Annotated in this window: 22 protein-coding genes; 3 read left to right on the top strand and 19 right to left on the bottom strand. The window is 47.8% G+C overall.

What is annotated here, in order from left to right:
* Positions 1-59: 59 nt before the first annotated feature.
* The 14 genes from secF to BBEV_RS05510 all read right to left on the bottom strand — a co-directional run bounded on the left by secF (position 60) and on the right by BBEV_RS05510 (position 11,715).
* On the bottom strand, positions 60-1,025 hold the full coding sequence (gene secF / locus BBEV_RS17130) for a protein translocase subunit SecF (RefSeq protein ID WP_084007245.1): 966 nt from the start codon (positions 1,023-1,025) through the stop codon (positions 60-62).
* On the bottom strand, positions 1,015-2,334 hold the full coding sequence (gene secD / locus BBEV_RS17125; protein WP_084007244.1) for a protein translocase subunit SecD: 1,320 nt from the start codon (positions 2,332-2,334) through the stop codon (positions 1,015-1,017). The genes secF and secD overlap by 11 nt, the downstream gene beginning before the upstream one ends.
* A gap of 122 nt (positions 2,335-2,456) precedes the next feature.
* Complete coding sequence (locus tag BBEV_RS05565) at positions 2,457-2,795, bottom strand: post-transcriptional regulator (protein WP_069364568.1); 339 nt, start codon at positions 2,793-2,795, stop codon at positions 2,457-2,459.
* Entirely contained in the window at positions 2,785-3,669 is an 885-nt protein-coding gene (locus BBEV_RS05560; protein WP_069364567.1) for a DUF368 domain-containing protein, read from the bottom strand. Before BBEV_RS05560 ends, BBEV_RS05565 begins: the two co-directional genes overlap by 11 nt.
* 89 nt (positions 3,670-3,758) lie before the next feature.
* Positions 3,759-4,022: a preprotein translocase subunit YajC gene (gene yajC / locus BBEV_RS05555; RefSeq protein ID WP_069364566.1), complete on the bottom strand. Its 264-nt coding sequence runs from the start codon at positions 4,020-4,022 to the stop codon at positions 3,759-3,761.
* Positions 4,023-4,143: 121 nt separating this feature from the next.
* Entirely contained in the window at positions 4,144-5,283 is a 1,140-nt protein-coding gene (gene tgt, locus BBEV_RS05550; protein WP_069364565.1) for a tRNA guanosine(34) transglycosylase Tgt, read from the bottom strand.
* Positions 5,280-6,347, bottom strand: coding sequence for a tRNA preQ1(34) S-adenosylmethionine ribosyltransferase-isomerase QueA (gene queA, locus BBEV_RS05545; RefSeq protein WP_069364564.1), 1,068 nt, complete (start codon positions 6,345-6,347; stop codon positions 5,280-5,282). The genes tgt and queA overlap by 4 nt, the downstream gene beginning before the upstream one ends.
* A 34-nt stretch (positions 6,348-6,381) precedes the next feature.
* The gene (locus tag BBEV_RS05540) at positions 6,382-6,597 is read right to left on the bottom strand and encodes a DUF2905 domain-containing protein (protein ID WP_069364563.1); all 216 of its coding nucleotides are present in this window, start codon (positions 6,595-6,597) and stop codon (positions 6,382-6,384) included.
* Complete coding sequence (gene ruvB / locus BBEV_RS05535) at positions 6,594-7,595, bottom strand: Holliday junction branch migration DNA helicase RuvB (RefSeq protein ID WP_069364562.1); 1,002 nt, start codon at positions 7,593-7,595, stop codon at positions 6,594-6,596. The genes BBEV_RS05540 and ruvB overlap by 4 nt, the downstream gene beginning before the upstream one ends.
* 39 nt (positions 7,596-7,634) lie before the next feature.
* The gene (gene ruvA, locus BBEV_RS05530) at positions 7,635-8,261 is read right to left on the bottom strand and encodes a Holliday junction branch migration protein RuvA (RefSeq protein WP_069364561.1); all 627 of its coding nucleotides are present in this window, start codon (positions 8,259-8,261) and stop codon (positions 7,635-7,637) included.
* An 83-nt stretch (positions 8,262-8,344) separates the two neighbouring features.
* Positions 8,345-9,244, bottom strand: a complete 900-nt coding sequence (gene pheA / locus BBEV_RS05525; protein WP_407690239.1) for a prephenate dehydratase — start codon at positions 9,242-9,244, stop codon at positions 8,345-8,347.
* 41 nt (positions 9,245-9,285) lie between these two features.
* Positions 9,286-9,693, bottom strand: coding sequence for an ACT domain-containing protein (locus BBEV_RS05520; protein WP_069366612.1), 408 nt, complete (start codon positions 9,691-9,693; stop codon positions 9,286-9,288).
* A gap of 173 nt (positions 9,694-9,866) precedes the next feature.
* Entirely contained in the window at positions 9,867-11,147 is a 1,281-nt protein-coding gene (obgE, locus tag BBEV_RS05515; protein ID WP_069364559.1) for a GTPase ObgE, read from the bottom strand.
* Between the two features lie 37 nt (positions 11,148-11,184).
* Entirely contained in the window at positions 11,185-11,715 is a 531-nt protein-coding gene (locus tag BBEV_RS05510) for a Spo0B domain-containing protein (protein WP_069364558.1), read from the bottom strand.
* A gap of 118 nt (positions 11,716-11,833) precedes the next feature.
* Between BBEV_RS05510 and BBEV_RS05505 the strand changes: the two genes are divergently transcribed.
* Positions 11,834-12,787, top strand: a complete 954-nt coding sequence (locus BBEV_RS05505) for an agmatinase family protein (protein ID WP_069364557.1) — start codon at positions 11,834-11,836, stop codon at positions 12,785-12,787.
* 64 nt (positions 12,788-12,851) lie between these two features.
* Here BBEV_RS05505 and hemY read toward each other — a convergent pair whose 3' ends face one another.
* The 4 genes from hemY to BBEV_RS05485 all read right to left on the bottom strand — a co-directional run bounded on the left by hemY (position 12,852) and on the right by BBEV_RS05485 (position 18,549).
* The gene (hemY, locus tag BBEV_RS05500) at positions 12,852-14,285 is read right to left on the bottom strand and encodes a protoporphyrinogen oxidase (RefSeq protein ID WP_069364556.1); all 1,434 of its coding nucleotides are present in this window, start codon (positions 14,283-14,285) and stop codon (positions 12,852-12,854) included.
* Positions 14,286-14,292: 7 nt separating this feature from the next.
* A complete protein-coding gene (hemH, locus tag BBEV_RS05495) occupies positions 14,293-15,222 on the bottom strand; it encodes a ferrochelatase (RefSeq protein WP_069364555.1) in 930 nt (309 codons plus the stop codon).
* Positions 15,219-16,280, bottom strand: coding sequence for a uroporphyrinogen decarboxylase (hemE, locus tag BBEV_RS05490; RefSeq protein ID WP_069366611.1), 1,062 nt, complete (start codon positions 16,278-16,280; stop codon positions 15,219-15,221). The genes hemH and hemE overlap by 4 nt, the downstream gene beginning before the upstream one ends.
* A gap of 112 nt (positions 16,281-16,392) precedes the next feature.
* Positions 16,393-18,549 carry a transglycosylase domain-containing protein gene (locus BBEV_RS05485; protein WP_069364554.1) on the bottom strand — a complete coding sequence of 719 codons (2,157 nt, stop codon included), beginning with the start codon at positions 18,547-18,549 and terminating at the stop codon, positions 16,393-16,395.
* A gap of 192 nt (positions 18,550-18,741) precedes the next feature.
* Here BBEV_RS05485 and BBEV_RS05480 point away from each other — a divergent pair, with 192 nt between their 5' ends.
* Together BBEV_RS05480 and BBEV_RS05475 are read left to right on the top strand one after the other, a co-directional pair.
* Complete coding sequence (locus tag BBEV_RS05480) at positions 18,742-19,488, top strand: cytochrome c biogenesis CcdA family protein (RefSeq protein WP_069364553.1); 747 nt, start codon at positions 18,742-18,744, stop codon at positions 19,486-19,488.
* A gap of 87 nt (positions 19,489-19,575) precedes the next feature.
* Positions 19,576-20,760, top strand: a complete 1,185-nt coding sequence (locus BBEV_RS05475) for an amidohydrolase (protein ID WP_407690238.1) — start codon at positions 19,576-19,578, stop codon at positions 20,758-20,760.
* Here BBEV_RS05475 and BBEV_RS05470 read toward each other — a convergent pair.
* Complete coding sequence (locus BBEV_RS05470) at positions 20,713-22,446, bottom strand: IS1182 family transposase (RefSeq protein WP_232318304.1); 1,734 nt, start codon at positions 22,444-22,446, stop codon at positions 20,713-20,715. The two genes, BBEV_RS05475 and BBEV_RS05470, sit on opposite strands and share 48 nt — an antisense overlap.
* Between the last annotated feature and the right edge of the window lie 302 nt (positions 22,447-22,748).

The following is a 22,748-nucleotide window of genomic DNA, read 5'->3' as shown; positions in this document are numbered from 1 at the left end:
TTTAAACATACCTGTAAAGCATCAGAAAACCCCGCCTCTGATGAGACGGGATTAAACTGTTATGGTGAAGTGGTTTCTGCTTTTTGTGCTTGTTCTTCTTGTTCCTGTAATTCTTTAATACGCTTCTCTTCAAGTTTCTTAATCTGGCGTGTTTTCAGTTCCAGGAAAACCTGAGCTGCGATAAACAGTGACGAATACGTTCCTGCAACGAGACCGACAACCAGTGCAAGGGAAAAAGTTCTTAGTCCCTCTCCACCAAAGATGAGTAACGCACCTGCGGCAAATACAACCGTCAATACGGTATTGATTGAACGGGCGAGCGTTTGAATCAGTGATTTGTTGACGACACGCGCCACGTCTTCAAACCCTTTGATCTTCTTCTCATAGGACATGTTTTCCCTGATCCGGTCGAAGGTTACAATCGTATCATTGATCGAATAGCCGACGATCGTGAGCACTGCGGCAATGAAGGGGATATTGACCTCCATTTGCAAAATGCTGAAGACAATTAAGATCAGCAATGCATCATGAAATAAAGCAACGATCGCAGAGATTCCGTAAAGCAGTTCAAATCGGAACGTGACATAGAGAATGATGCCAAATGAAGCAATTAAAACGGAAATGACTGCATTCCGGGCAAGTTCTTCACCGACAATCGGGGTCACGGTACTCACCGTCGGTACATTACCATAAACTTCAGCAAAGTGGTCCTGAATCTCCAGGGTTTCCGCCTGATCCAAGTCACCAATGAACTGAGCTCGTCCAATTTCATTGGCATCTCCTGCCAGCGTCAAATCATCCGGGATGTATCCGACGGCTTCAAATTCACTCATGACTTCTTCTTCCGTTACCGGTTCATCAGCGAGGATATCAATAGTGGTACCGCTGCGAAAATCAATCCCTAAATTTAATCCGACGGTCATCAGAAGAATAATTCCTACCAGAATAAAGGAGGTCGAAGCAATGAAGAACTTTTTACGATGTTTGACAAAATCAATCTTTGTATTCCAATGCTTAAAGTTCACTGATTTCACCCTCCTTTACACCGAACAGTTTCTGCTTGCCGTTAAGTATCCGGCTGTTGACCCAAAGACCCAGGAACAATCTGGCTCCAAGGACAGCCGTCAGGAAACTGGTCAGGATACTGACGATCAGCATCAAGGCGAAACCTTGTACAGCACTCGTTCCAAAGTAGAACAATACTGAGGCCGCAAGAATCGTCGTAATATTCGCGTCTAGAATCGTGGACAATGAGCGCCTGCTCCCCGCTTTGAATGCACTCATCACCGATTTCCCTGAGCGCATTTCATCTTTGATCCGCTCAAAGGTGATGATGTTGGCATCCACTGCCATACCGACCCCGAGAATCAATGCGGCAATTCCCGGCAACGTCAAGACGGCGTTCATCCAGTCAAAGACGACCAGTACAACGTACGTATAGAGTGACAGGGTCAATACAGCAATGAGGCCCATGAAGCGGTAATACATCAACATGTAACCAAAAATCAATGCCACACCGATATACCCGGCAAAAACCGCGAGTTCCATGGCACGTTCACCGAGAGATGCCCCGACGGAGTTGGAATACACTTCATCCAAGGATACCGGCAAAGCACCGGCATTCAGAATCCCTGCAAGTTCCGACGCTGAATCGACGGTGAAATCTCCGGTAATCTGAATAATGTTCGACTGACTGAGGGGTCGCGGTACTCTTGGAGCAGAGACGATTTTCGAATCTTCTTTGGCGATTTCATCGTAATAATTGTCTTCTTCTTCATAATCGAGCCAGATCGCCATGATGTTCTCAGGCGGCTGACGCTGACTGATGTCACTGGTGATGTCTGAAAATTTACCCGGATCATCAATGGTGACTTCCACAATCGGCCGATTCGTATCCTGTTCGAAACTCTGCCTTGCCCCGCCTTCAACCAGGTCAGAACCATCCATTAACAGTTCATCTTCCGTGTCCCGAAAAGACAACCGCGCCTCTGTGGATAACAGTTCCCGTGCAGCAGCCTGATCGTCGATCCCAGCCAGCTGAACCCGGATCCGGTTATCCCCTTCAATTGTGATACTCGGTTCGGATACACCCAACACGTCCACTCGGGCATTCAAAGCTGACACGGTATCTGTTAATAGATCACGGGTAATCTCTGTACCTTCATCGTAGGGTTCCACCTCATAGAGCACTTCAAAACCACCTTGCAGATCAAGACCGAGACGAATGTCGTCCACATGATCCATGACCGTCGCAGCAATCAATATGCTGAGTGCAATAATCATGGCAAAGAAAGCAGCTATATGACCTTTTTTCACTCCCCGTCGTTTCTTCATGAAACCTGACTCCTCCTTTTATCACACGTCAAGACGCAGCTTGGTGAACCACCAGGCTGACGTCTTTGCTGTTCTACTTCAAATTACAATCGTCTAATTATAGTCATTGACAATTCAGAGTGTCAATGACCAGCATGATCCTGTTCTTCTGTCAACGCACGTTCGCGATCTGAACGAAGATCCAGTGCTTTGCCATCCGCAAACAAATCAGGTCCTTTCAAAGCATCGACTGTCAGTGTCGTCATATAATCATTGACAGACAAATGCATCAGTTCCTGAACCAGCCAGTGCACGTGAATGGTTTCCGGCTTCTCTTTCTTTTTCTCAAGACGTGTGATAAATAAATCCCAAACGACTTGCTCGGTTACCTCGGAATGACCGAAGTGGATCCATTCTTCCTGTTTACTTTTCAATACCGGCTCAAGCTTCAATCTCCAGTAACCCCACTGTTCATTCGTCATGCGGATTCACACCTTCCCTGTTCTTGGTATCATTTGCCTTCCCCAGCCGGAAAGCAATGGCAAACCCTCCGGCAAACGTCAACAGACTCAAAAGCATCATTCCAATCTGGCCACTGATACCAGGAAATACGATCGTCAACGATCCGATCAGTAACCCGATGATCACTGCGTAGGTCAAGGTTCTGTGGGTCAGCAGCACATAGGCAATCACTCTGCTGCTGACAATAAAACCAATGCCGATTCCGGCAACTAAAACGAGAATCACAGCCAGATCAACAGTTAATAACGCGTTGATGGCAGACCCGTATACACCGAACATTAACAAAACCGTCGCACCGCTCAACCCTGGCAGGAGCAAGGACATGCTGGCAAAAATTCCTGCTGAGAATAACCAGAGGCCACTTTGAATCGTCAGCTCATATGCTGTACGCGCCCCTTCTTCCGGTGCAAAGACATTCATCAGCATCACGAGAGCCACAACGGCGAGCAGCAGTGTAATATGTATAATCCGGAATGTCTCTTTGGCATCTGCTTCTCTGAATAAGAACGGCAATACACCGAGTATCAGTCCAAGAAAAAAGAACTGCACCGGTTCAAAAGCATGTGTCAACAGCCAGCCGATCAGCCAGCTGAACGCCAAAATCCCACCGATAACGCCGACAGCAAGCGGAACGATAAACGGTAAGGTTCGCTTGATTTTCGGACTGAAGAAATCCCGGACGGATACCAGGAGCTCGTCATAAATGCCGACAATTAAAGCGATCGTGCCCGCACTGACACCAGGAATGATATTGCTGATCCCCATCAGCGCACCGTAATAGATCAATTTCAGATTCACTGTCACGTCACGTCCTTCTACTGTAGCAGCTGACATTCTATTTCATACTTTAGCATAGATTCCAATTCACGATTATGTAAAAAAGTAAAACAGCCTCCCGCATTTCATACAGGAGGCCGCCTTCATCAGTCCGGATTGATCACTTCACGTACAGCCTGACGATCAAAGGTCAACTTGTCTGACCCATTCACATTCATAACGATTTTATCCTCATCAATTGCATCGATGGTTCCGTGCATGCCACCGATCGTAATCACTCTATCTCCCTTTTGAAGAGATTGATGCATTTCCTGAATCTTCTTCTGACGCTTTTGCTGTGGACGGATCAACAGGAAATAGAAGATCGCAAACATCAGCAACAGCGGAAGTAACGCGCCGAATAATTCCATTCATTTCACCCCTTTCACCTGCGTGTGTTCCCAGGTGGAACCTGTCCCATACAGGATTTTCTTCTCCCGTACCATTGTAGACAAAAAATCATGTGTAAATCAACGAAAATCATCGATGAATTTAAAAGTTTTTTGCATTGGGCTTATTAAAGCCATATTGTTCAAAAAATTCTTCCCTGAAATCAAGCAGTCTGTCCTCACGAATGGCACCTCGGACTTTCTCCATCAAATCCAGAAGAAAATAGAGGTTATGATAGGAGCAGAGCCTGAGCCCAAGGGTTTCATTCGCCTTGATCAGATGCCGGATATACGCTCTCGAATGGTTCTGACAAACATAGCAGTCGCAGTTCTCGTCAAGCGGACGGAAATCTCTGGCGAACTTGGCATTCCGCACGACCAGCCTCCCCTCGCTCGTCATTAATGTGCCATTCCGGGCAATACGCGTAGGCAATACACAATCGAACATGTCGATCCCGCGAATCGCTCCGTCAATCAAAGAGTCAGCAGTTCCAACACCCATCAGGTAACGGGGCTTATTCTCCGGCAGGAAAGGCGTCGTGAATTCAAGGACCTGATTCATGACGTCTTTCGGTTCACCTACGGATAATCCGCCAATGGCGTACCCGGGAAAATCCAAAGAAACCAAATCTTCTGCACTCTGCCTCCGGAGATCTTCGTATTCGCCCCCCTGGATTATCCCGAACAAACCTTGGTCCTGAGGGCGCTGATGCCCCTCAAGGCAGCGCTCTGCCCAACGGCTTGTCCGTTCAACAGACGCTTTCATATAGGCATGTTCCGCAGGATACGGTGGACATTCATCAAATGCCATCATGATGTCCGGGCCCAGGTCATTTTGAATGCGCATAGCCTTTTCAGGGCTGAGGAACAGTTTCTCACCGCTCAGGTGATTACGAAAGTGCACTCCTTCTTCGGTAATATTGCGCAGATCACTGAGACTGAATACTTGAAAACCACCGGAATCTGTCAGAATCGGGCGATGCCAGTTCATGAATTGATGCAGGCCGCCAGCCTCTTTAATAATATCTTCGCCCGGTCTGAGCCAAAGATGATAGGTGTTACTCAAGATAATTTGTGCGTTCATGCCGAGAAGATCTTCCGGACTCATGGTCTTGACTGTGGCCAGTGTCCCCACAGGCATAAAGATCGGTGTTTCAAACGTACCATGCGGTGTATGGACCTTGCCAAGCCGCGCTCCCGATTGTTTACACGTTTTGATATGTTCATAGGTTACTGCACTCATGTGTGATCTTCTCCTTTTGTTATGGTTCCGACACCGTCAGCGATCAGCATCGCATCGCCGAAACTGAAGAACCGGTACTGCTTTTCAATGGCTGATTGATACGCATTGAGAATATATTCCCGCTTCGAAAATGCGGATACGAGCATGACGAGGGTGGATTTCGGCAAATGAAAATTTGTCAACAGACCGTCGATCCCTTGAAATGTAAAACCTGGATAGATAAAAATATCCGTCCAGCCGGATGCCGGTTTGATTTCACCACCATGATCCCTTGCGATCGTCTCAAGCGTTCTCGCTGATGTCGTACCGACAGCAATCACACGGCCACCGTTTTTTCTGGTCTGATTGAGCACGTCGGCAGATTCTTTTGACAGCTGATAAAACTCCGCGTGCATCTTATGTGCTTCAATCGTATCCACTGAAACCGGCCTGAACGTCCCGAGACCCACATGCAAAGTCAGAAATACAACATTTGCGCCTTTCCTGCGGACATCTTCGAGCAGTTCGGGCGTAAAATGCAGCCCTGCTGTCGGAGCCGCCGCACTGCCAAGGTTTTTCGCATAAACGGTCTGGTAACGCTCTTTCTCCTCCAGCTGCTCCTGGATATAAGGAGGCAGCGGCATTTCGCCGAGTTCATCGAGCCGCTCATGAAACACACCTTCAAAATGGAACTTCAATCTGCGGCGGCCTTCCGGTAATTCCTCCGTGCACACCGCTTCCAGAATGCCGTCCCCAAACGAGACCTCTGTCCCTGTTTTCAAGCGTTTGGCTGGTTTCACCAACGCTTCCCAGACGTGATTGTCCTCTTCATTCAGAAGCAGGACCTCGATTTTGGCTCCTGTATCTTTTTTAATCCCATACAACCTTGCCGGAAGTACTTTCGTATCATTCAACACAAGCGCATCCCCGGGTTCGAGGAAATCCAGCACATTGCAAAATTGTTGATGAACCAGTTCCCCTGTCGAGCGGTCCATGGCGAGTAATTTCGATTCGGCCCGGTTGGATAAAGGGGTCTGGGCGATCAGTTTTTCTGGTAATTCGTAATCAAATGCAGATACATCCATTCTTTCATTCTCCTTTTTTCAATAACACGTGCGTTTATCGCTGGCTGTATAGATATAATGCCAGAGACAGGATTATGCTGATGATGATCGATGTCATCAGCGGAAAATAAATCGTCGTATTTCCACGGGAAAACAGAAAATCTCCGGGCAATTTGCCGAGTGGCAGAAATCTGCCGCCAAAATGCCAGATCACACCGATCACTATGAGAATAATCCCTCCCGTGATCAGTAAACGAGGCACATCCATCATGGCTTAGGCACCTCCAATTGAAAATGTTCATAAGCAAGCCCCGTGACCATCCGGCCCCGGGGGGTCCGTTGCAAAAAGCCAATCTGCATTAAATACGGCTCATACACATCTTCAATCGTATCTGATTCTTCCCCTACTGTCGCTGCAATGGTATCCAGACCGACCGGCCCTCCTTTAAAGCTGTGGATCATATTCTTCAAGAGTTTATGATCAATATGGTCAAGGCCCAACGGATCGACTTGAAGCAAATCCAGGGCCTCTTTCGCCAGGGATTCCGTGATCTTGCCATTTCCTCTGACCTGTGCAAAATCACGTACACGACGGAGGATCCGGTTCGCTACCCGTGGGGTCCCTCTCGAACGCCGCGCGATCTCCTGAGCTGCATCTCCTTCAATGACCACATCCAAAACCTGTGCAGTTCGTTTTACGATCACTTCCAGATCGTCTTCTGTATAATACTCCAGCCTGCTCATGACACCAAAACGGTCCCGAAGCGGTGCAGAGAGAAGTCCCGCACGGGTCGTCGCTCCCACCAGCGTAAACGGCGGCAAGTCAAGTTTGACAGATCTTGCCGTAGGGCCTTTGCCAATCACGATGTCCAAAAAGAAATCCTCCATCGCCGGGTAGAGCACTTCCTCCACAGCCCGGTTGAGCCGGTGAATTTCATCGATAAAGAGCACATCCCCTGGTTCCAGGGCAGTGAGTACGGCAGCCAGATCGCCAGGACGTTCGATCGCCGGACCGGAAGTCGTACGGATTTGCACATCCAGTTCATTGGAGATGATTGTCGCAAGCGTCGTTTTCCCAAGGCCAGGTGGTCCATAAAGAAGCACGTGATCCAGCGCTTCTTCCCTCATCCTGGCCGCTTCGATAAAGACTGTCAGATTATCTTTGACCTGATTTTGGCCAATGTATTGATGTAACCGTTGCGGACGAAGAGAAAGTTCCTGCATTTCCTCTTCTTCCAAAGGCTCACCACTGACAATTCGCTCATCCATTCCAGCTCACTCCTCTCTTCCATCCCATACAAATACCGATTACAATTTCAACAATTCCTGCAAGGCCCTGCGAATATAAGCATCCGTTGACAGGTCCTCCTGTTTCAGAATCGGTTTCACCCGATTTAACTCACGCTCCACATAACCGAGTGCCTTCAGTGCCTCCATCGCCTCATCGAGTTCAGGATGTGCAGACGTCGAACGATCGACCGGCATCGGCTCAGCGTCACTTCTGGTTTTCGGATGATCCTGAAGCCCCGGAAGCAAGTCACCCAGCTTCCCCTGCAGATCCAGAATCATCTGTCTTGCGGTCTTCTTTCCGACGCCCGGGAATTTCACGAGGAACTTTTCGTTTTCCGATTCGATCGCTTCGACGATATTACCAGGCTGTTCTGAAGTCGCGATCGCAAGAGCCCCTTTGGGACCGATCCCAGAGACTTGAAGCATTTTTTCGAACAACCGCCTTTCCTCCCGGTAGCGAAAACCGTACAGGCGAATGGCATCTTCTCTGACATGCTGACAGGTATATACCGTTATTTCTTCATCCATCCACTCTTGAAAACGGTACGGGTTGCCGCAATAGATCAAATACCCGACACCCTGGACATCCACAGTAATGGTTTCCGTTTCAATGAGAATCAATCTGCCTCTTAGCTGTTCAATCATCTATGAGTCACTTCTTTCATTTCGATTGGGTTTATCTTTCAAACAAAAACGATGAGAAAGGTGATCTTCCCCATCGTTTCGTATTATATCACTTCTTTAACCGTTTTTCCTTTCCCATTTTTCTTGAGGTGATCCCAGGAAAAAACAGGATAGCTTCCAAGCACCTGCACCTCACACCCGAGAGCTTTCAGTTCTTCACAGGCCGCAGGCAAGAGTACATCATCGTATTTTTTATCCACATCCACGATAAAAAAATAATTCCCCAATCCGGTTTTTGTCGGTCGGGATTCAATTTTCGTCAAGTTGATTTTTCGCCAGGCAAAGGCGGCCAGGACTTGATGCAGTGCACCGGAAAAGTCTGATGACAATCCGATCATGAGTGTCGTTTTATATGGCGTATCACCCAGTTCCTCTTTTGTGAATACTTCATCCCCATTTGTTAATAGCATAAACCGGGTCTGATTATTGGGATAATCATTGATCGATGTCTCAGCAAGTGTCAGGCTGTATGCTTCTGCGGCGACTTCATTGGCGATGGCTGCTGCCGATTCTTCCGGATGCTCCGCAATATATTTGGCCGCTTCCGCAGTGGAATTCGTATAATGAATATCCGTGTCAGGCAAGTTCTTACGGAGAAACTGATGACACTGGGCAATCGCTTGCGGATGGGAATACACTGTCTTGACATCTTTCCAATTGTCCAAGTGATCGGCATGGATCAAGAGATGCTGTTCAATCGGGGCCGACACCTCGCCGCCCATATTCAACCGCTGGTGATGAATGAAATAATCAAGGGTGATATTCACTGATCCTTCAATGGCATTTTCCATTGGAACGACGGCCCGAGTAACTTCCCCTTCTTTCACCGCATCCATTGAATCCGGGATCGTTTTATACGGAATGAGTTCATCGTTCGGTACAAGAGTCCTTGCAGCTGCTTCCGTAAATGACCCCCAAGGTCCTAAAAATGCTGTTTTTACCACTGCAAACACTCCTTTATTCATCGTCATGATTCACGTTATTTTTATGCGCCTGAACCAATCAGTTCGACTTTAAATACCGGTTCAAGCCGTTGTAATTTTCTCAATAGCACCGTCACGTCGCCTGTCATTGCTGCTGTTTCGATCGTCAGCGTAATCGTGGCCCTGCCCTGCAACGGGATCGTCTGATTAATGGTCAATACGTTCGCACCAGTTTCCGCAACCAAAGATAACAGCTTTGATAACGCTCCTGACTGATCTTCAAGGTGAACCGTCAGGGTGATGATCTTCTCCTTCATCATCGTTGAAAAAGGGAAGACGCCGTCTTTATATTTGTAAAACGCACTCCGGCTTAATCCCGCATCCCGAACCACTTCATTGATTCGAAGTCGCGGATCATTTTCAAGCATCCTCTTCGCTTCTACTGTTCGAAGCATTGCTTCAGGGAGCATATCTTCTCTGACCAGATAAAACTGGTCCGATCGTTTTCTCACGCATCTTCACCTGACCCTCTGTTAACTTATCTCATCATTATAGAAGAACCTGTGCTCCTTGACAACCGCTTGCTGGATATATTCTGATTATTCGGAAGACAAAAGGAGATGCCGATGCATCTCCTTGGACCTTATTCCACAAATTCAAATTCGTAACTGAAGATCCTTACCGTGTCCCCGTCTTCCGCTCCGCGCTCACGAAGCGCTTCGTCTATACCCAATTGACGCATACGTTTTGCGAAACGCTGAATGGAATCATGCCGGTTGAAATCTGTCATATGGAAGATCCTTTCGATCTCATTACCACTGATACTGAAGACGCCGTCGTCATCTTTTTCAATCTCAAACGGTGCATCCTGTTTTGTATACGTGTAAAGTACACGTTCATCAAGATCTTCTTCTGCCAATGGAAATTCAGGTGTTTCCTCAATTTTATCAGCCGCGGCACGAAGTACTGCTGTTATCCCTTCTTTTGTCACCGCGGAAAGAGGATAAATGTCCACCTCTTCCCCCACCTGTTCACGGAAGAGTTCCAAGTGGGCTTCTGCGTTAGGCAGATCCATCTTATTTGCTACAACAATCTGCGGTCTCTCTGTCAAACGCAGATTATATGCCTTCAATTCCTCATTGATCGTCACGTAATCTTCATACGGATCGCGCCCTTCAAGTCCACCCATATCCACGACATGGATGATGACACGGGTTCGTTCGATATGACGCAGAAACTGATGGCCAAGCCCAACACCTGCGTGGGCGCCTTCGATTAAACCGGGAAGATCCGCTAACACGAAACTGCGCTGATCATCCGTTTCCACTACTCCCAGATTCGGGACGATGGTGGTGAAATGATAATCGGCAACTTTCGGCTTTGCGCTTGATACAATGGAAAGGAATGTGGATTTCCCGACACTCGGAAAACCGACAAGACCGGCATCCGCGAGTAGTTTCAATTCGAGATCAATCGTCTTTTCCTGCCCCGGTTCACCATTCTCTGCAATTTCAGGTGCCGGGTTGGTTGCTGTTGCAAAACGGGCATTCCCACGACCGCCGCGACCGGCACGGGCGATGATCGCGGTTTGACCATGCAAGGTCAAATCAGCAATCAAATCTCCGGTTTCAGCATCCATTACCGTTGTTCCAGGTGGCACTCTGACCACGTTCGCATCGCGGCTTTTCCCATGCTGTTTGGCCGTCCGGCCATTTTCCCCGCGCTGCCCTTTGAAGTGGCGCTGATAGCGAAAGTCCATCAACGTTCTCAGACCTTCATCCACTTCAAAAACGATATCCGCACCACGGCCCCCGTCGCCACCGGCCGGGCCGCCGTTTGGAACAAACTTTTCTCTTCTGAAAGCGACGATGCCGTTCCCGCCATCGCCTGCTTTAACATGCACTTGCACGTGATCTACAAACATTTTGTATCCTGCTCCTCTAATTGGTTCTGACAACGTCTCAGTGAGGTTTCAGCACAAACACACACTCTTCTTCGGAGTGGTGCCACCCCTCCACATAAGGAGAGAATTTTGCAGTGAACGCCGAGATATCATTCAGAAACGTATCATGTAATTGAAGTTTTCCTTGAAAATGAAATGTCACCTGTTTTTGATCGCCGTCCTGTATCATCATCGCCATATCCTGCTCTGAGCCTGTTTCGGAATGTGCATCAAGAATGTCTGCAAGCGACCTCAGACAGTCAGATAAAAGTCCATCCACACTGGACCAGTCCTGTTCCACGATCGCTTCAAAACTCAAGGTGAATGCGTGATCATACCAATTGAATGTCAACACATCCTCAATGAAGGACGGCGCCTTCATCTTCATCAGTTCGCTCTCATTCAGCGATTGTGCCACCACTCGCTGGATGACCTGTTTCGCCTTATCAGTATGACCGAGACTCAGATAGCCGTCGATTAACTGGATCTGATTCAGCCAGTCATGGCGGGAATGGCTGAGGATCTCAACCTTATTAAGGGATTTGTTCATCAAAACACTCCCATCAAGCCAAAGTCGTTCTCAAGTGTTTCATCCATTAACTACACGAATATGATACCATAAGAGAATAGAAAACCGAACCTATTTTTGATCAGGAGGTTGATGGTACATGTCAAATGAACAGTATATTTACGGAAATACACCTTGTTTCCTCGGAGGTAAGAACCTTGTGAAAAACCCTGAACAGACTGCCGAGTCCGACGTTATCGTTTACGGGGTGCCTTGGGAAGGTGCTGTCACCTGGGGGGATTACACCGGCTGTGAACTCGGACCAAAAGTCATCCGGCTGAATTCAGCACGCTACAGCGGCTACCTTCCGGAGATGAATCATATTGACATATTTGAACACCTCTCCATCGGTGATCTCGGCGACGTGTCCGTCATCCCTCACGACCCAGAGAAGACCATGGATGAGATTTATCATTTCGCCAAGAAAGTATGGAAAACAAGGAAGTTTCCGTTAATCTTCGGTGGTGATCACGGTATCACCTACCCGATCGTCAAAGCATTGACAGAATGCAAAGATCAGAAAGTGGGAATCATTCACCTTGACGCCCATTATGACAACAACCAGGATTCCATGGGAGACCCTTATGGACGCGGGGCACCGTTCGCCCGACTTTATGAAACAGAGGGCGTTGTCAATGAATCACTGATTCACATGGGCATCCACGGCCCCAGGAACAAGCCGCAAAACGGTCGTTTAGCAAAGGAATCGGGCGCGGTCACACTGACCATCAACGACATCCGTGAATCCAGACATCCGCGGAAAATCGCAAGGGAAGCATACGACATGGCCAGCTCCGGCACCGATGCTGTCTACCTCAGCATCTGCAGCGATGTGCTGGATTATGCCTTCAATCCCGGCGGTCCTGCCGATGGCAACGGACTCACATCCTATGAATTGCTTCAAATCGTCCATGAAATCACGTCCCAAGGCGTTATCGGTATGGATTATGTCGAAGTGTATCCGCAACAGGATCCAAATGATTTCAGCTCACATTTTGCTTCATTCGTTGCCGTTTATGCGCTTGCCGGTCACATTGAATCAATGAAAAAATAACCCCTGTCAACTCCATCACAGTAAGAGCCTCCGGATCATCCCTGCCGGAGGCTCTTCTTTATGTTTATAGTGCCGCTATATTTCGTGCATTTTGGTTCACAAGGGTTTTTGCAGCCGCTTTTCCCTGATCAATACAGTCCGGTAAGCCGATTCCGTTCAGACTCGCGCCGGCTAACAGTACACCCGGATAACGAAGGTTAAGGGCTTCCCGGTATGCAGTGATGCGTGCTTTGTGTCCCACTTTATATTGAGGCATGGAGTTCGTCCAGCGGGTAACGACCGCAAACAAAGGTTCCCCCTCAATTTCCATGATCCGGTTGAGATCATTCAAAACCAGCGACTGAATCGTCTCGTCCGATTCATTGACTACGCCCTCGTCACCGGGTTTACCGATATAGGCTCTGAGCAGTGCATAGCCTTGAGGTGCCGCATGCACCCATTTTTTATGAGTCCAGGTACAGGCGGTAATCCGGTAATCCGTTTTCTTGGATACGACAAATCCGGTCCCATCTATATCCTTTTTCACAGCCGATTCAGGGAATGCCATAGCCACTGTTGCGACTGAAGTTGATGGCATGTCTGTAAAGGCATCACCAAAGTCTTCTGACTCAAACAACTTCTCTACATGCTGATGTGGTGTGGTAAGAATCACTTCATCCACAATGTCCACATGCCCATTTGCAAAAATCAATTCATAACGGCCGCTTGAAAGTCGATTCAGCGAATTCAGTTGGTGATTGAATCGGATCATATCCTTATCAAGGTTCGATTCAACAGCTGTCACCAAAGAAGAGAGACCCTGCTTGAAAGTCAGGAACATGCCTTTTGGCTTCGCGCCCGTTTGTTTCGATGCCCCTCCCTGACGCTTGGCCATGGACGTCTTCATCCCCACGATCAGACTGCGGTATTTTTCTTCAAGGGTTTGAAAATGCGGGAACGTGGCATGGAGACTGATTTCGTCCATATTACCCGCATAGATTCCCGATAACAGCGGGTCGATCATATTGTCCACGACCTCATTGCCGAGTCGCTTTCTGAAGAACTCTCCTAAAGAAATGTCTTCTTCTCCTTTTGTAACCCTTGGAAGAACCAGATCAAATGCTGCGCGGGCTTTCCCTTTGACACTGAACAGTCCCGTTTGAACAAACGGTCCCCACTTCGTGGGAATCCCCATAATCGCTCCCTCAGGCATCTTATGCAGCTTGCCGCGGCTGAGGATAAAGGAGCCGCCCTGATTCGGCACGAGATCGTCCTTTAGCCCGACTTCCTCTGCCAAATCAGACATGCTTGTCTTGCGTGCCAGAAACGAATCAGGTCCCGTTTCAATCGTGAAGCCATCTCGTTTAATCGTTTCGATACGTCCACCTGCATGATCACTCGCTTCATAGAGTACACATTCCGCTTGTAAATCATTGTTTTGTACGGCTTTTTGCAAATAGAAAGCGGCAGACAACCCTGTCATGCCGCCACCGATCACTGCGATTCGACGTTTTGTCATGAATCAATCACCCTTTAAGCGTTTTTTCGATGACCGTCGCAAGTGCAGCAATAAATTCCGGTTTGTCATTCGGCATTTCCGGTCGATAATAGCCTGCACCGACTTCATCTGTCACTACCTTACACTCATAGTCGTTATCGTACAATACCTCCAGGTGATCTGACACAAAACCGACAGGACAATACATAAATGCCTTGTAGCCATGCTTCTCAAAGAGATCCCGGGTCAAATCCTGCACGTCCGGTCCGATCCATGGATCAGGCGTATTCCCTTCACTCTGCCAGCCGATTTCATAGTTCTCCACGCCGGCTTCTTCAGCAATCAGCGCTGCCGTTTCCTTCAGCTGATCCGGATAAGGATCACCGCCTGCGAGGATTTTTTCCGGCAGACTGTGTGCAGAGAAGATTACGACATGGTCTGCTTTTTCTTCATCCGTCATGGTCTCCCGCGTCTTTTTGATCTGATCTGCCCAGTACGTGATAAAACCGGGTTCATCATACCAGCTGTCCACCGATGTAATGTTCGGTCCGTCAATTTTTTCCGATTCTTCCTTCGCTCGTCCGTTGTAGGATTTCACGCTGAACGTCGAATAATGAGGAGCCAAAACAATGCTGACAGCTTCTTCGATCCCGTCATGTTTCATCTGAAGTACCGAATCTTCTATAAAAGGATCGATGTGCTTTAACCCTTGATAGGCCGTGAACTCGATATCCGAATATCGGCGGTTTAATTCTTTGACCAATTCATCCGTCTGGTTCGTGGTGATTTTTGCAAGCGGTGAGATCCCGCCAATTGCCTCATATCGTTCAGTCAGTTCATCCACTGCTTCCTGAGAGGGCTTTCTGCCTCTGCGGATATGTGTATAAAACGGTTCGATTTCTTCTACTTTACGAGGCGTACCGTACGCCATAACGAGTAAACCCATCTTTTTTGTCATTTCCTATCACCATTCCTTTTCTGAATTGCTTCACGTGAATAATCATGTACAAACGCCGTCAGTCTTTTCAGCTTTGCCGGATCCACTTCCGGGAACACTCCGTGCCCCAGATTAAAGATAAATCCAGGCTCTTGAATGCCCTGATCGATGATTTCTTTCGCTCTTGTCTCGATGACCCGCCAAGGTGCCATCAATACCGTTGGATCGAGATTCCCCTGAACCGCCCGGGTTACACCGTCGCGGCGGGCCTCATGAATGGGATAGCGCCAATCGAGTCCGACCACGTCGAGGTTGAGTTCATTCCAATCCAGCGTCAAATGTCTCGCGCCGATACCGAAAAGAATGAGTGGAACTCCTTCGCCTCTCAGTTCATTGAATATCCGCTCCATCACCGGTTTCACATAAAACTGATAGTCCGCCTGGTTCAAAGCACCGACCCAAGAGTCGAAGATCTGTATCGCCTGCGATCCAGCCTTCACCTGGGCTTTCACATACGAGATCACCATGTCACCCAGGTTATCCATCAGCTTAAACCACGCTTCAGGTTCTGCATACATCATTCCCTTGGTCTTATAATAATTCTTTGAAGGTCCGCCTTCAATCATATAGCTCGCAAGGGTGAAGGGTGCCCCGCTGAAACTGATCAGCGGCACAGTAAGCTGTTGCCGTAATAATTTGATTGTGTCCAGGACAAACGGCACGTCCCGGGTCGGATTCAATGTACCAAGGGCTTCCACATCTTTCATGGATTGAATCGGATTTTGAATGACAGGTCCGATCCCTTTCTCAATTTTCACATCAACGCCCATAGCCGGGAGCGGTGTCATGATGTCCTTATAAAGAATCGCTGCATCATTTTCATACTGATCCACAGGTAATTTCGTCACATAAGCACACAATTCGGGATTTTCCGTGATTTCCTCCAAGGAATATTTCTTCTTCAACTCCCGGTATTCAGGCTGAGATCGTCCCGCCTGACGCATATACCATACCGGAACGTGCTCTACGTTCTCTTTATTACAGGCTCTCAAAAACTGGTCATTAAACAAACTTCTCACCTCTTGGATAAATTTCTCTTCTATAAACGTCACATTTGTTCACACAATAGAAATTCTACACGAAACCTTTACCTGTTGTACAGGAAAAGAGGACATGCCGCGGCATGTCCTCTTACTCCATTGAAAAAAATGAGAATCCTGCTTCCACAGTATTCGACGGATCTCCTTCACGATTGATCTGTGGATTATAGGGCACGACCTGATACTCTTTTTTTGAAAAGAGGTTCTGCCCACGAATCGTATAACTGTCCTGCCCCTGAAGCTCTTCTACAAGCTTCCGGTCACCATTCCCTGTCACTTCATAAACGCGATACGCAAGGCGTTCGTCTTCACTGCCAGTCCAGCTTAAGTGAATATTGGAACCGGTAAAACCAAGATTCGTCTCCACTTCAAGATCCGTAATCGTCATCAAGCGGATCGGGTCCTGAAGATCTTCTGCACTCGCAGGCTTATCAAATGCCAACTGCTCAGTTTCATTTTCATAGACATCACGCAGTAACGCCTTCATAGCTATGACCGATATGGCACTGGAGTCTGTTATGACAGTGTCCTCGTCATACCGGTCGAATCCCATCCAGTAAGCACCTGTCACATCAGGTGTGTATCCGGTGAACCAAAGGTCTCGCCGGTCTGTTGAAGTGCCGGTTTTACCCGCCAGAGCCCCCGGAAACTCCCCCGGGGTTCCAGTCCCGTCAGTCACCGCCGCTTCAAGCATCCGTGTCATGTACCAGGCTGTCTGCTCGGAATAGATCCGTTCCGTACGTAACTCACGGTCAGGAAGAATGGATATCCCGCTGGTTGTCGAGATCGATTCGATTACATATGACTCCCGGTAAATCCCGTCATCGGCAAACGTTCTGAAAGCAGAAGCCATTTGCAGCGGACTGACACCGTTTGTCAGACCCCCCAGCGCCATGCTCAGTCCATCGTCATCGAGGTCAATCTGCTGGCTGCTTAAATATGCCTTTGCAGCCGGTACACCTAAATCATTCAACACCGAAACCGCTGGCACATTGACTGAATCCACGAGTGCATCGTATAAGCTCATTTCGCCCTCGTAGGTGCCGGAAATGTTTCGCGGCTCATAGCCGTCGAACTCCACAGGTTCATCCTGAAGTAAAGAATAGGGTTCATACAGCTCCTCTTCGAGAGCAGGTGCGAACACCGCCAGCGGTTTGATCGCAGAACCCGGTTGCCTTGGAATCTCTGCGCGATTTAAACCTTTCCGGACATAATCACGGCCACCGATAACAGCCAGTACGCCGCCGCTTTCATTGTCGAGCATCACAGCGCTCCCCTGAGCGATCTGCCCGGCACTGTCGGCCGGAAAGATCGCTGCATCTTCAAATTGGTCATGCAAAAGCTCCTGCATGTTCCGGTCCATCGCGACTTCGATTTCATAGCCGCCTCTGAGGATTTCGTCCTCCCGGATACCAAAACGCTCTTCCGCTTCATTCAAGACCATATCCACATAGGTTCTGTAGGCAGGATTCGCCGTGATTGCAGACGGTTCCTGCGGCAGGGTCCTGCCCTGAAGGCGAACCGCTTCGTCTTTATCCAGGAAGCCGTGACGTTCCATGAGTCCGAGCACAAGATTTCGCCGTTCCAGGCTTTGATCTTCATCGATAAAAGGGGAGTAAAGATTCGGCCCCTTCGGTAAGGCTGCCAGAAGTGCCCCCTCTTCTGCACTGATTTCACTGATTTCCTTATCGAAATACAATTTCGAAGCAGCCTGAATGCCATGGGCTCCGTGCCCGAAATAAATCTGATTCAAATACATTTCCAGAATCTCCGGTTTTGTATACCTCCGTTCGAGGTTGACCGCGATCAAGACTTCTTCTGTTTTCCGAAGAAAGGATTTTTCCGGCGTCAAAAAGACATTCTTCGCAAGCTGCTGGGTGATTGTGCTCCCGCCTTCCTGTAAAGAGCCACTCGTGATATCCCGGTACAACGCGCGTCCAATGGCCCGGACATCAAATCCCGTATGTTGAAGAAACCGGTGGTCTTCAACAGCAATGAAGGCCTGTTGGACATGTTCCGGTACCTCTTCGATCGTAATCAGTTCACGATTTTCTTCAAAAAGATGCGCAACCTGGTTCCCTTCCTGGTCCACCACGGTTGTCAACTCGCTCATGACAAGATCTTTTTCATCGATTGTATAATTGCCAAATAAGATGACGCCTGTATAACTGCCGGCAGTAATCAAGAGCGTGATCAAAACGACAACACTGCTCCATATCAGCCTTTTTCTCACTGTTTTGCTGAGCATTTTTTCACCTCCACTGACGATTCCCAATAATGATAAGACGTTCTTTCGAGCAATAAGTTTCACTCTCGTGTTAATGTGAAATATGAGTGAAGATTATTTCTTTCATTATTATTTTAGTATATATTGATAGTGGAATGTTGAATTTATGACAAGAAGACATACAACGCGTCTTTCATTCAGGGGGTATAAAGCATGTATATTGGGGCATTGGTCGTCAATGAATTAACGTTTTTATCAATTTGGATCGCACTGTTTGCAGGGGTTGTTTCGTTTTTATCACCTTGTATTTTTCCGCTTGTGCCGGCGTATATCGCACAGCTCACTGGATCAAATATCAACGAAAATGAAATCGCCGCAGACCGGAAATTGATCTTTTCCAGAAGCATGGGCTTTATCATCGGGTTCACATCGATTTTTCTCATCATCGGCGCTTCGTCGTCACTGATCGGCTCGTTATTTATCAACTATCAGCAGCTCCTCCAACAGCTTGGCGGCATTATCATCGTCTTGTTCGGGCTTCAGCTCATGGGTGTCTTCTCCCTGGACTTTCTGATGAGTAATAAATCATTTTCCACACCGAAGAAATCCACCAGTTTCGGCCGTTCGATCGTCTTCGGTCTCGTGTTTGCCGCAGGCTGGTCCCCTTGTGTCGGGCTTGTTCTCGGTTCGATTCTCGCGCTTGGCGTAGGTTCCGGGGCTGACACCGGCGGGATGATGGTTCTGTTATTATTCTATTCCATGGGAATCGGGATTCCCTTCTTACTGGTCTCACTCATCTATGCAAAATCCCTGGATAAAGTCCGGAACCTGAACCGCTTTTTGCCTGCCCTCCAGAAAACAAGCGGGGTCATCATGATTGTACTGGGGATTCTTCTGTTTACCGGGATCTTTTTCAGGATTGCTTCATACTTGTCCCAATTTGTTCCATTTGGGATTTGATGACCGGTCGGGCGATTGTGCTGTTTCTTCCCTTCGGTTAAACTGAGGAGTAAGGATTGAGAATGAAAACTGAACAGGAGGATGACAATGGCTATTCAAGATCAGCTTCATCAGGCATTGGAAAATCATTTTGAAGAAATGGTGGACATCAGACGCTATCTGCATGAGCGTCCCGAACTGTCCTTCCATGAAGAACATACCCCGGCGTATATTGCCAATTATCACGAGGACCTCGGGCATGAGGTCAAGACGGGCGTAGGTGGCCGCGGTGTCACTGCGGTTCTTGAAGGGGCTCAGGAAGGCCCCACGATTGCGCTTCGCGCCGATTTCGATGCCCTGCCGATTCACGACCTGAAGGACGTTCCCTACCGGTCCAAAGTCGACGGTGTCATGCACGCCTGCGGTCATGACGCGCATACAGCAGAGTTACTTGTCTTGGCCAAGGTATTGAATCACTTTAAAAGCAAATTAAAAGGCAAGGTCGTCTTCTTGCACCAGTTCGCTGAAGAAGTGGCTCCCGGTGGCGCCAAACCGATGATAGAAGACGGCTGTCTCGACGGTGTGGATGTTGTCTACGGGACCCATTTGTGGTCGACAACGCCTGTTTGTGAAATTGAATATCAAAAAGAAGCTGCCATGGCTGCAGCTGACCGGTTTATCATCCGGATTCAAGGTGAAGGAGGACACGGTGCGCACCCTCATACAACCAGGGATGCCGTACTCATCGGGGCAAAAATCACCGATGCGATCCACCATATCGTAAGCCGGACAGTGGACCCGATGGAATCAGCTGTAATCAGTATCGGCCGCTTTGAGGCGGTGAATGCATTTAACGTCATCAGCGACAGCGCGGAGCTTGAAGGGACGGTCAGAACGTTCAAGCCCGCCGTACAGGAGCTCATTCGAAAGGAAATGGAACGCATTACCCGGCACATCGCGGCCGCTTACGGCGCAGAGGCGACCTTCGAATTCATTCCTGGTTACCCAGCGGTCATCAATCATCCGGAGCATGCTGAAATCGTACGCAGAATCGCGGATTCAACACCAAGTGTTGCAAAAGTCACTCATGTTGCACCGCAGATGGGCGGGGAAGATTTCGGTTACTACTTACAGGAAAAACCGGGTGCGTTCTTTTTCACCGGGGCCAAAAACCCGGAATGGCCAGTAGCTTATCCGCAACATCACCCGAAATTCGATATCGATGAAAAAGCGATGCTTACCGCTTCAAATACGCTCGGTAATCTGGTATTTGAAACGATGGGCATCCGCTGAATAGCCTCGCACACGAAGAGGCTGGGACAAAAAGCCTTGAATGATCAAAATACGCTTCCGATTATCATAAATTGATAGTCGGAAGCGTTTTGTCTGTTGATACAAATATAAAAAACAGTATAACGCAGTGTACTTTCTCAAGTTCACTGCCATGAGTGCAAAACCCATTTCTTTTTTCACTTTGTCTTTGCCTCTCACCGACATTCTGGTGAAATGCAAATTGGCCTTCAGAAATCCAAAAACTGGTTCGACATCGACTTTACGTCTGCCATAAATCGCGCCAGTTTCTTCTTCCAAAAGCAGTTGACGAATATGCTCTTTTTGCAGCTCCCATTTTTCATTGTAATAAACCTTACGGTTTTTGCCTTCTTTCGCTTTTGTGCAACTGGCCCGTAAGGGACAGCCCGTGCAGTCTTCACTTTCATAGACCTTGAATGTTCGTTCGAATCCTGCGCGATCGGTTCGTTTGGATACATAGCGAAAGGTGACTTTTTTGCCGTTTGGACAGAGAAAATAGTCTTGATCCTGATTGTAATTCCAATTCATCACATGGTAGCGATCGGTTTTGAATGACCGTTTCTTTTCTTTTCGGTACATACTATACGTGATCAGTGGTGTGCTTGATAGACGGTTCAAAAAAATATCCTCATAATTTTGTTCGCTTCCGTATCCGGCGTCCCCAACAATATAGTCAGGCAGTGAAAAGTACCGTCTCTCGATGGTATCCAGAAATGGAATCAGGGTTCGTGTGTCAGTCGGATTTGGATAGATGTCATAAGCGAGCGTATATTGTCCTTCCGTTGCAATCTGGAGATTGTAACCGGCTTTCAGTTGGCCATTTTTCATATAGTCATCTTTCATTCTCATAAACGTGGCATCATGATCGGTTTTCGAGTAACTGTTACGATCACCCAGGATCGCGAGATCCTTCTCATAACGTGCTTTACGTTCGATGAAATCCTGAAATTTTTTACGCTTTTCTTTCGGCTTTTTCCGCTCTGATCTCAGTCTTTTTCTTTCCTTCGCATCATCATTCTCTTCGATTTGCTTGTCGTAATCCTGAACGGTCTGGTCCAACTCTTCATGAACTTTATTCAGCTCATCATCCGTTAAGGCTTCCTGATCTTCCAGTTCAATCGCAGGAATGATTTCCTGTTCAATCAGTTCATCATAGATCGCATTTGATTTCGTAACGATATCATGATGATACCGTTGCACGGATTTTTTCCATACGAACGTGAATTTATTCGCGTTGGCTTCGATCTTTGTACCATCAATAAAAATTGCTTCGTTATCAATTGCTTCTTCCTGAACCAGTCGGCTTCTGAATTGCACAAAACACTGACGTAAGAGCTCTTCAACGTCGGGATGTACTCTGAATCGATTGATCGTCCGGTAGGTCGGCGCGTGTCCTTGTGCCAGCCACATCATTCGAATACTGTCCTGCAATAAGGCTTCAATTTTCCGTCCAGAAAAAGTCGATTGAGTATACGCACAGAGAATCACCTTCATCATCATTTTCGGATGATAAGAAGGGCGACCCTGACTTTTATAAAAAGCTTCAAAAGCTTCTTCAGGTATCGATTCAACCAGGTCATTCACTGCAAAAGCGACATCATTTTTTTGTAATTGAAGCGATAAATCCATCGGCAAAACGAGCTGATTCATGTTATAATCGAGAAACATAAGGATACCTCCGGTTTTGTTATGACTTGGTCGTTCTAACTTAATCCGAAGGTATCCTTTTTTTATGTAAAAATCAAGACCTGACGGTCTTTCAATGCAGTTGATTGTCAAAAATACATGAGACGCCTGCGGGAAAAGCAAGAGCTGAAGATCCACCGGCGGTGGTTTTCCGACGGTTAGCTGAAGCCTTGCCCGCGGCAAGCGATTGTATTTTTGCACAATCAACCCTTCTATACAGAAAACCCACACCGTTTGGTGTGGGCCTCTTTATTTACTGGGTTTTGTCCCAGCCTCTTTTTATA

The sequence above is a fragment of the Salisediminibacterium beveridgei genome (assembly GCF_001721685.1).
GTDB lineage: Bacteria > Bacillota > Bacilli > Bacillales > Salisediminibacteriaceae > Salisediminibacterium > Salisediminibacterium beveridgei.
The sequence above is the reverse complement of the archived record's forward strand: the minus strand, read 5'-3'. Positions and strand labels throughout refer to the sequence as shown.

What these genes read in the sequence shown, in the direction of transcription:
- secD (WP_084007244.1), bottom strand. Translation starts at nt 2,334, where the DNA reads ATGAAGAAACGACGGGGAGTGAAAAAAGGTCATATAGCTGCTTTCTTT.
- BBEV_RS05565 (WP_069364568.1), bottom strand. Translation starts at nt 2,795, where the DNA reads ATGACGAATGAACAGTGGGGTTACTGGAGATTGAAGCTTGAGCCGGTA.
- BBEV_RS05560 (WP_069364567.1), bottom strand. Translation starts at nt 3,669, where the DNA reads ATGTCAGCTGCTACAGTAGAAGGACGTGACGTGACAGTGAATCTGAAA.
- yajC (WP_069364566.1), bottom strand. Translation starts at nt 4,022, where the DNA reads ATGGAATTATTCGGCGCGTTACTTCCGCTGTTGCTGATGTTTGCGATC.
- tgt (WP_069364565.1), bottom strand. Translation starts at nt 5,283, where the DNA reads ATGAGTGCAGTAACCTATGAACATATCAAAACGTGTAAACAATCGGGA.
- queA (WP_069364564.1), bottom strand. Translation starts at nt 6,347, where the DNA reads ATGGATGTATCTGCATTTGATTACGAATTACCAGAAAAACTGATCGCC.
- BBEV_RS05540 (WP_069364563.1), bottom strand. Translation starts at nt 6,597, where the DNA reads ATGATGGATGTGCCTCGTTTACTGATCACGGGAGGGATTATTCTCATA.
- ruvB (WP_069364562.1), bottom strand. Translation starts at nt 7,595, where the DNA reads ATGGATGAGCGAATTGTCAGTGGTGAGCCTTTGGAAGAAGAGGAAATG.
- ruvA (WP_069364561.1), bottom strand. Translation starts at nt 8,261, where the DNA reads ATGATTGAACAGCTAAGAGGCAGATTGATTCTCATTGAAACGGAAACC.
- BBEV_RS05520 (WP_069366612.1), bottom strand. Translation starts at nt 9,693, where the DNA reads ATGCTCCCTGAAGCAATGCTTCGAACAGTAGAAGCGAAGAGGATGCTT.
- obgE (WP_069364559.1), bottom strand. Translation starts at nt 11,147, where the DNA reads ATGTTTGTAGATCACGTGCAAGTGCATGTTAAAGCAGGCGATGGCGGG.
- BBEV_RS05510 (WP_069364558.1), bottom strand. Translation starts at nt 11,715, where the DNA reads ATGAACAAATCCCTTAATAAGGTTGAGATCCTCAGCCATTCCCGCCAT.
- BBEV_RS05505 (WP_069364557.1), top strand. Translation starts at nt 11,834, where the DNA reads ATGTCAAATGAACAGTATATTTACGGAAATACACCTTGTTTCCTCGGA.
- hemY (WP_069364556.1), bottom strand. Translation starts at nt 14,285, where the DNA reads ATGACAAAACGTCGAATCGCAGTGATCGGTGGCGGCATGACAGGGTTG.
- hemH (WP_069364555.1), bottom strand. Translation starts at nt 15,222, where the DNA reads ATGACAAAAAAGATGGGTTTACTCGTTATGGCGTACGGTACGCCTCGT.
- BBEV_RS05485 (WP_069364554.1), bottom strand. Translation starts at nt 18,549, where the DNA reads ATGCTCAGCAAAACAGTGAGAAAAAGGCTGATATGGAGCAGTGTTGTC.
- BBEV_RS05480 (WP_069364553.1), top strand. Translation starts at nt 18,742, where the DNA reads ATGTATATTGGGGCATTGGTCGTCAATGAATTAACGTTTTTATCAATT.
- BBEV_RS05475 (WP_407690238.1), top strand. Translation starts at nt 19,576, where the DNA reads ATGGCTATTCAAGATCAGCTTCATCAGGCATTGGAAAATCATTTTGAA.
- BBEV_RS05470 (WP_232318304.1), bottom strand. Translation starts at nt 22,446, where the DNA reads ATGTTTCTCGATTATAACATGAATCAGCTCGTTTTGCCGATGGATTTA.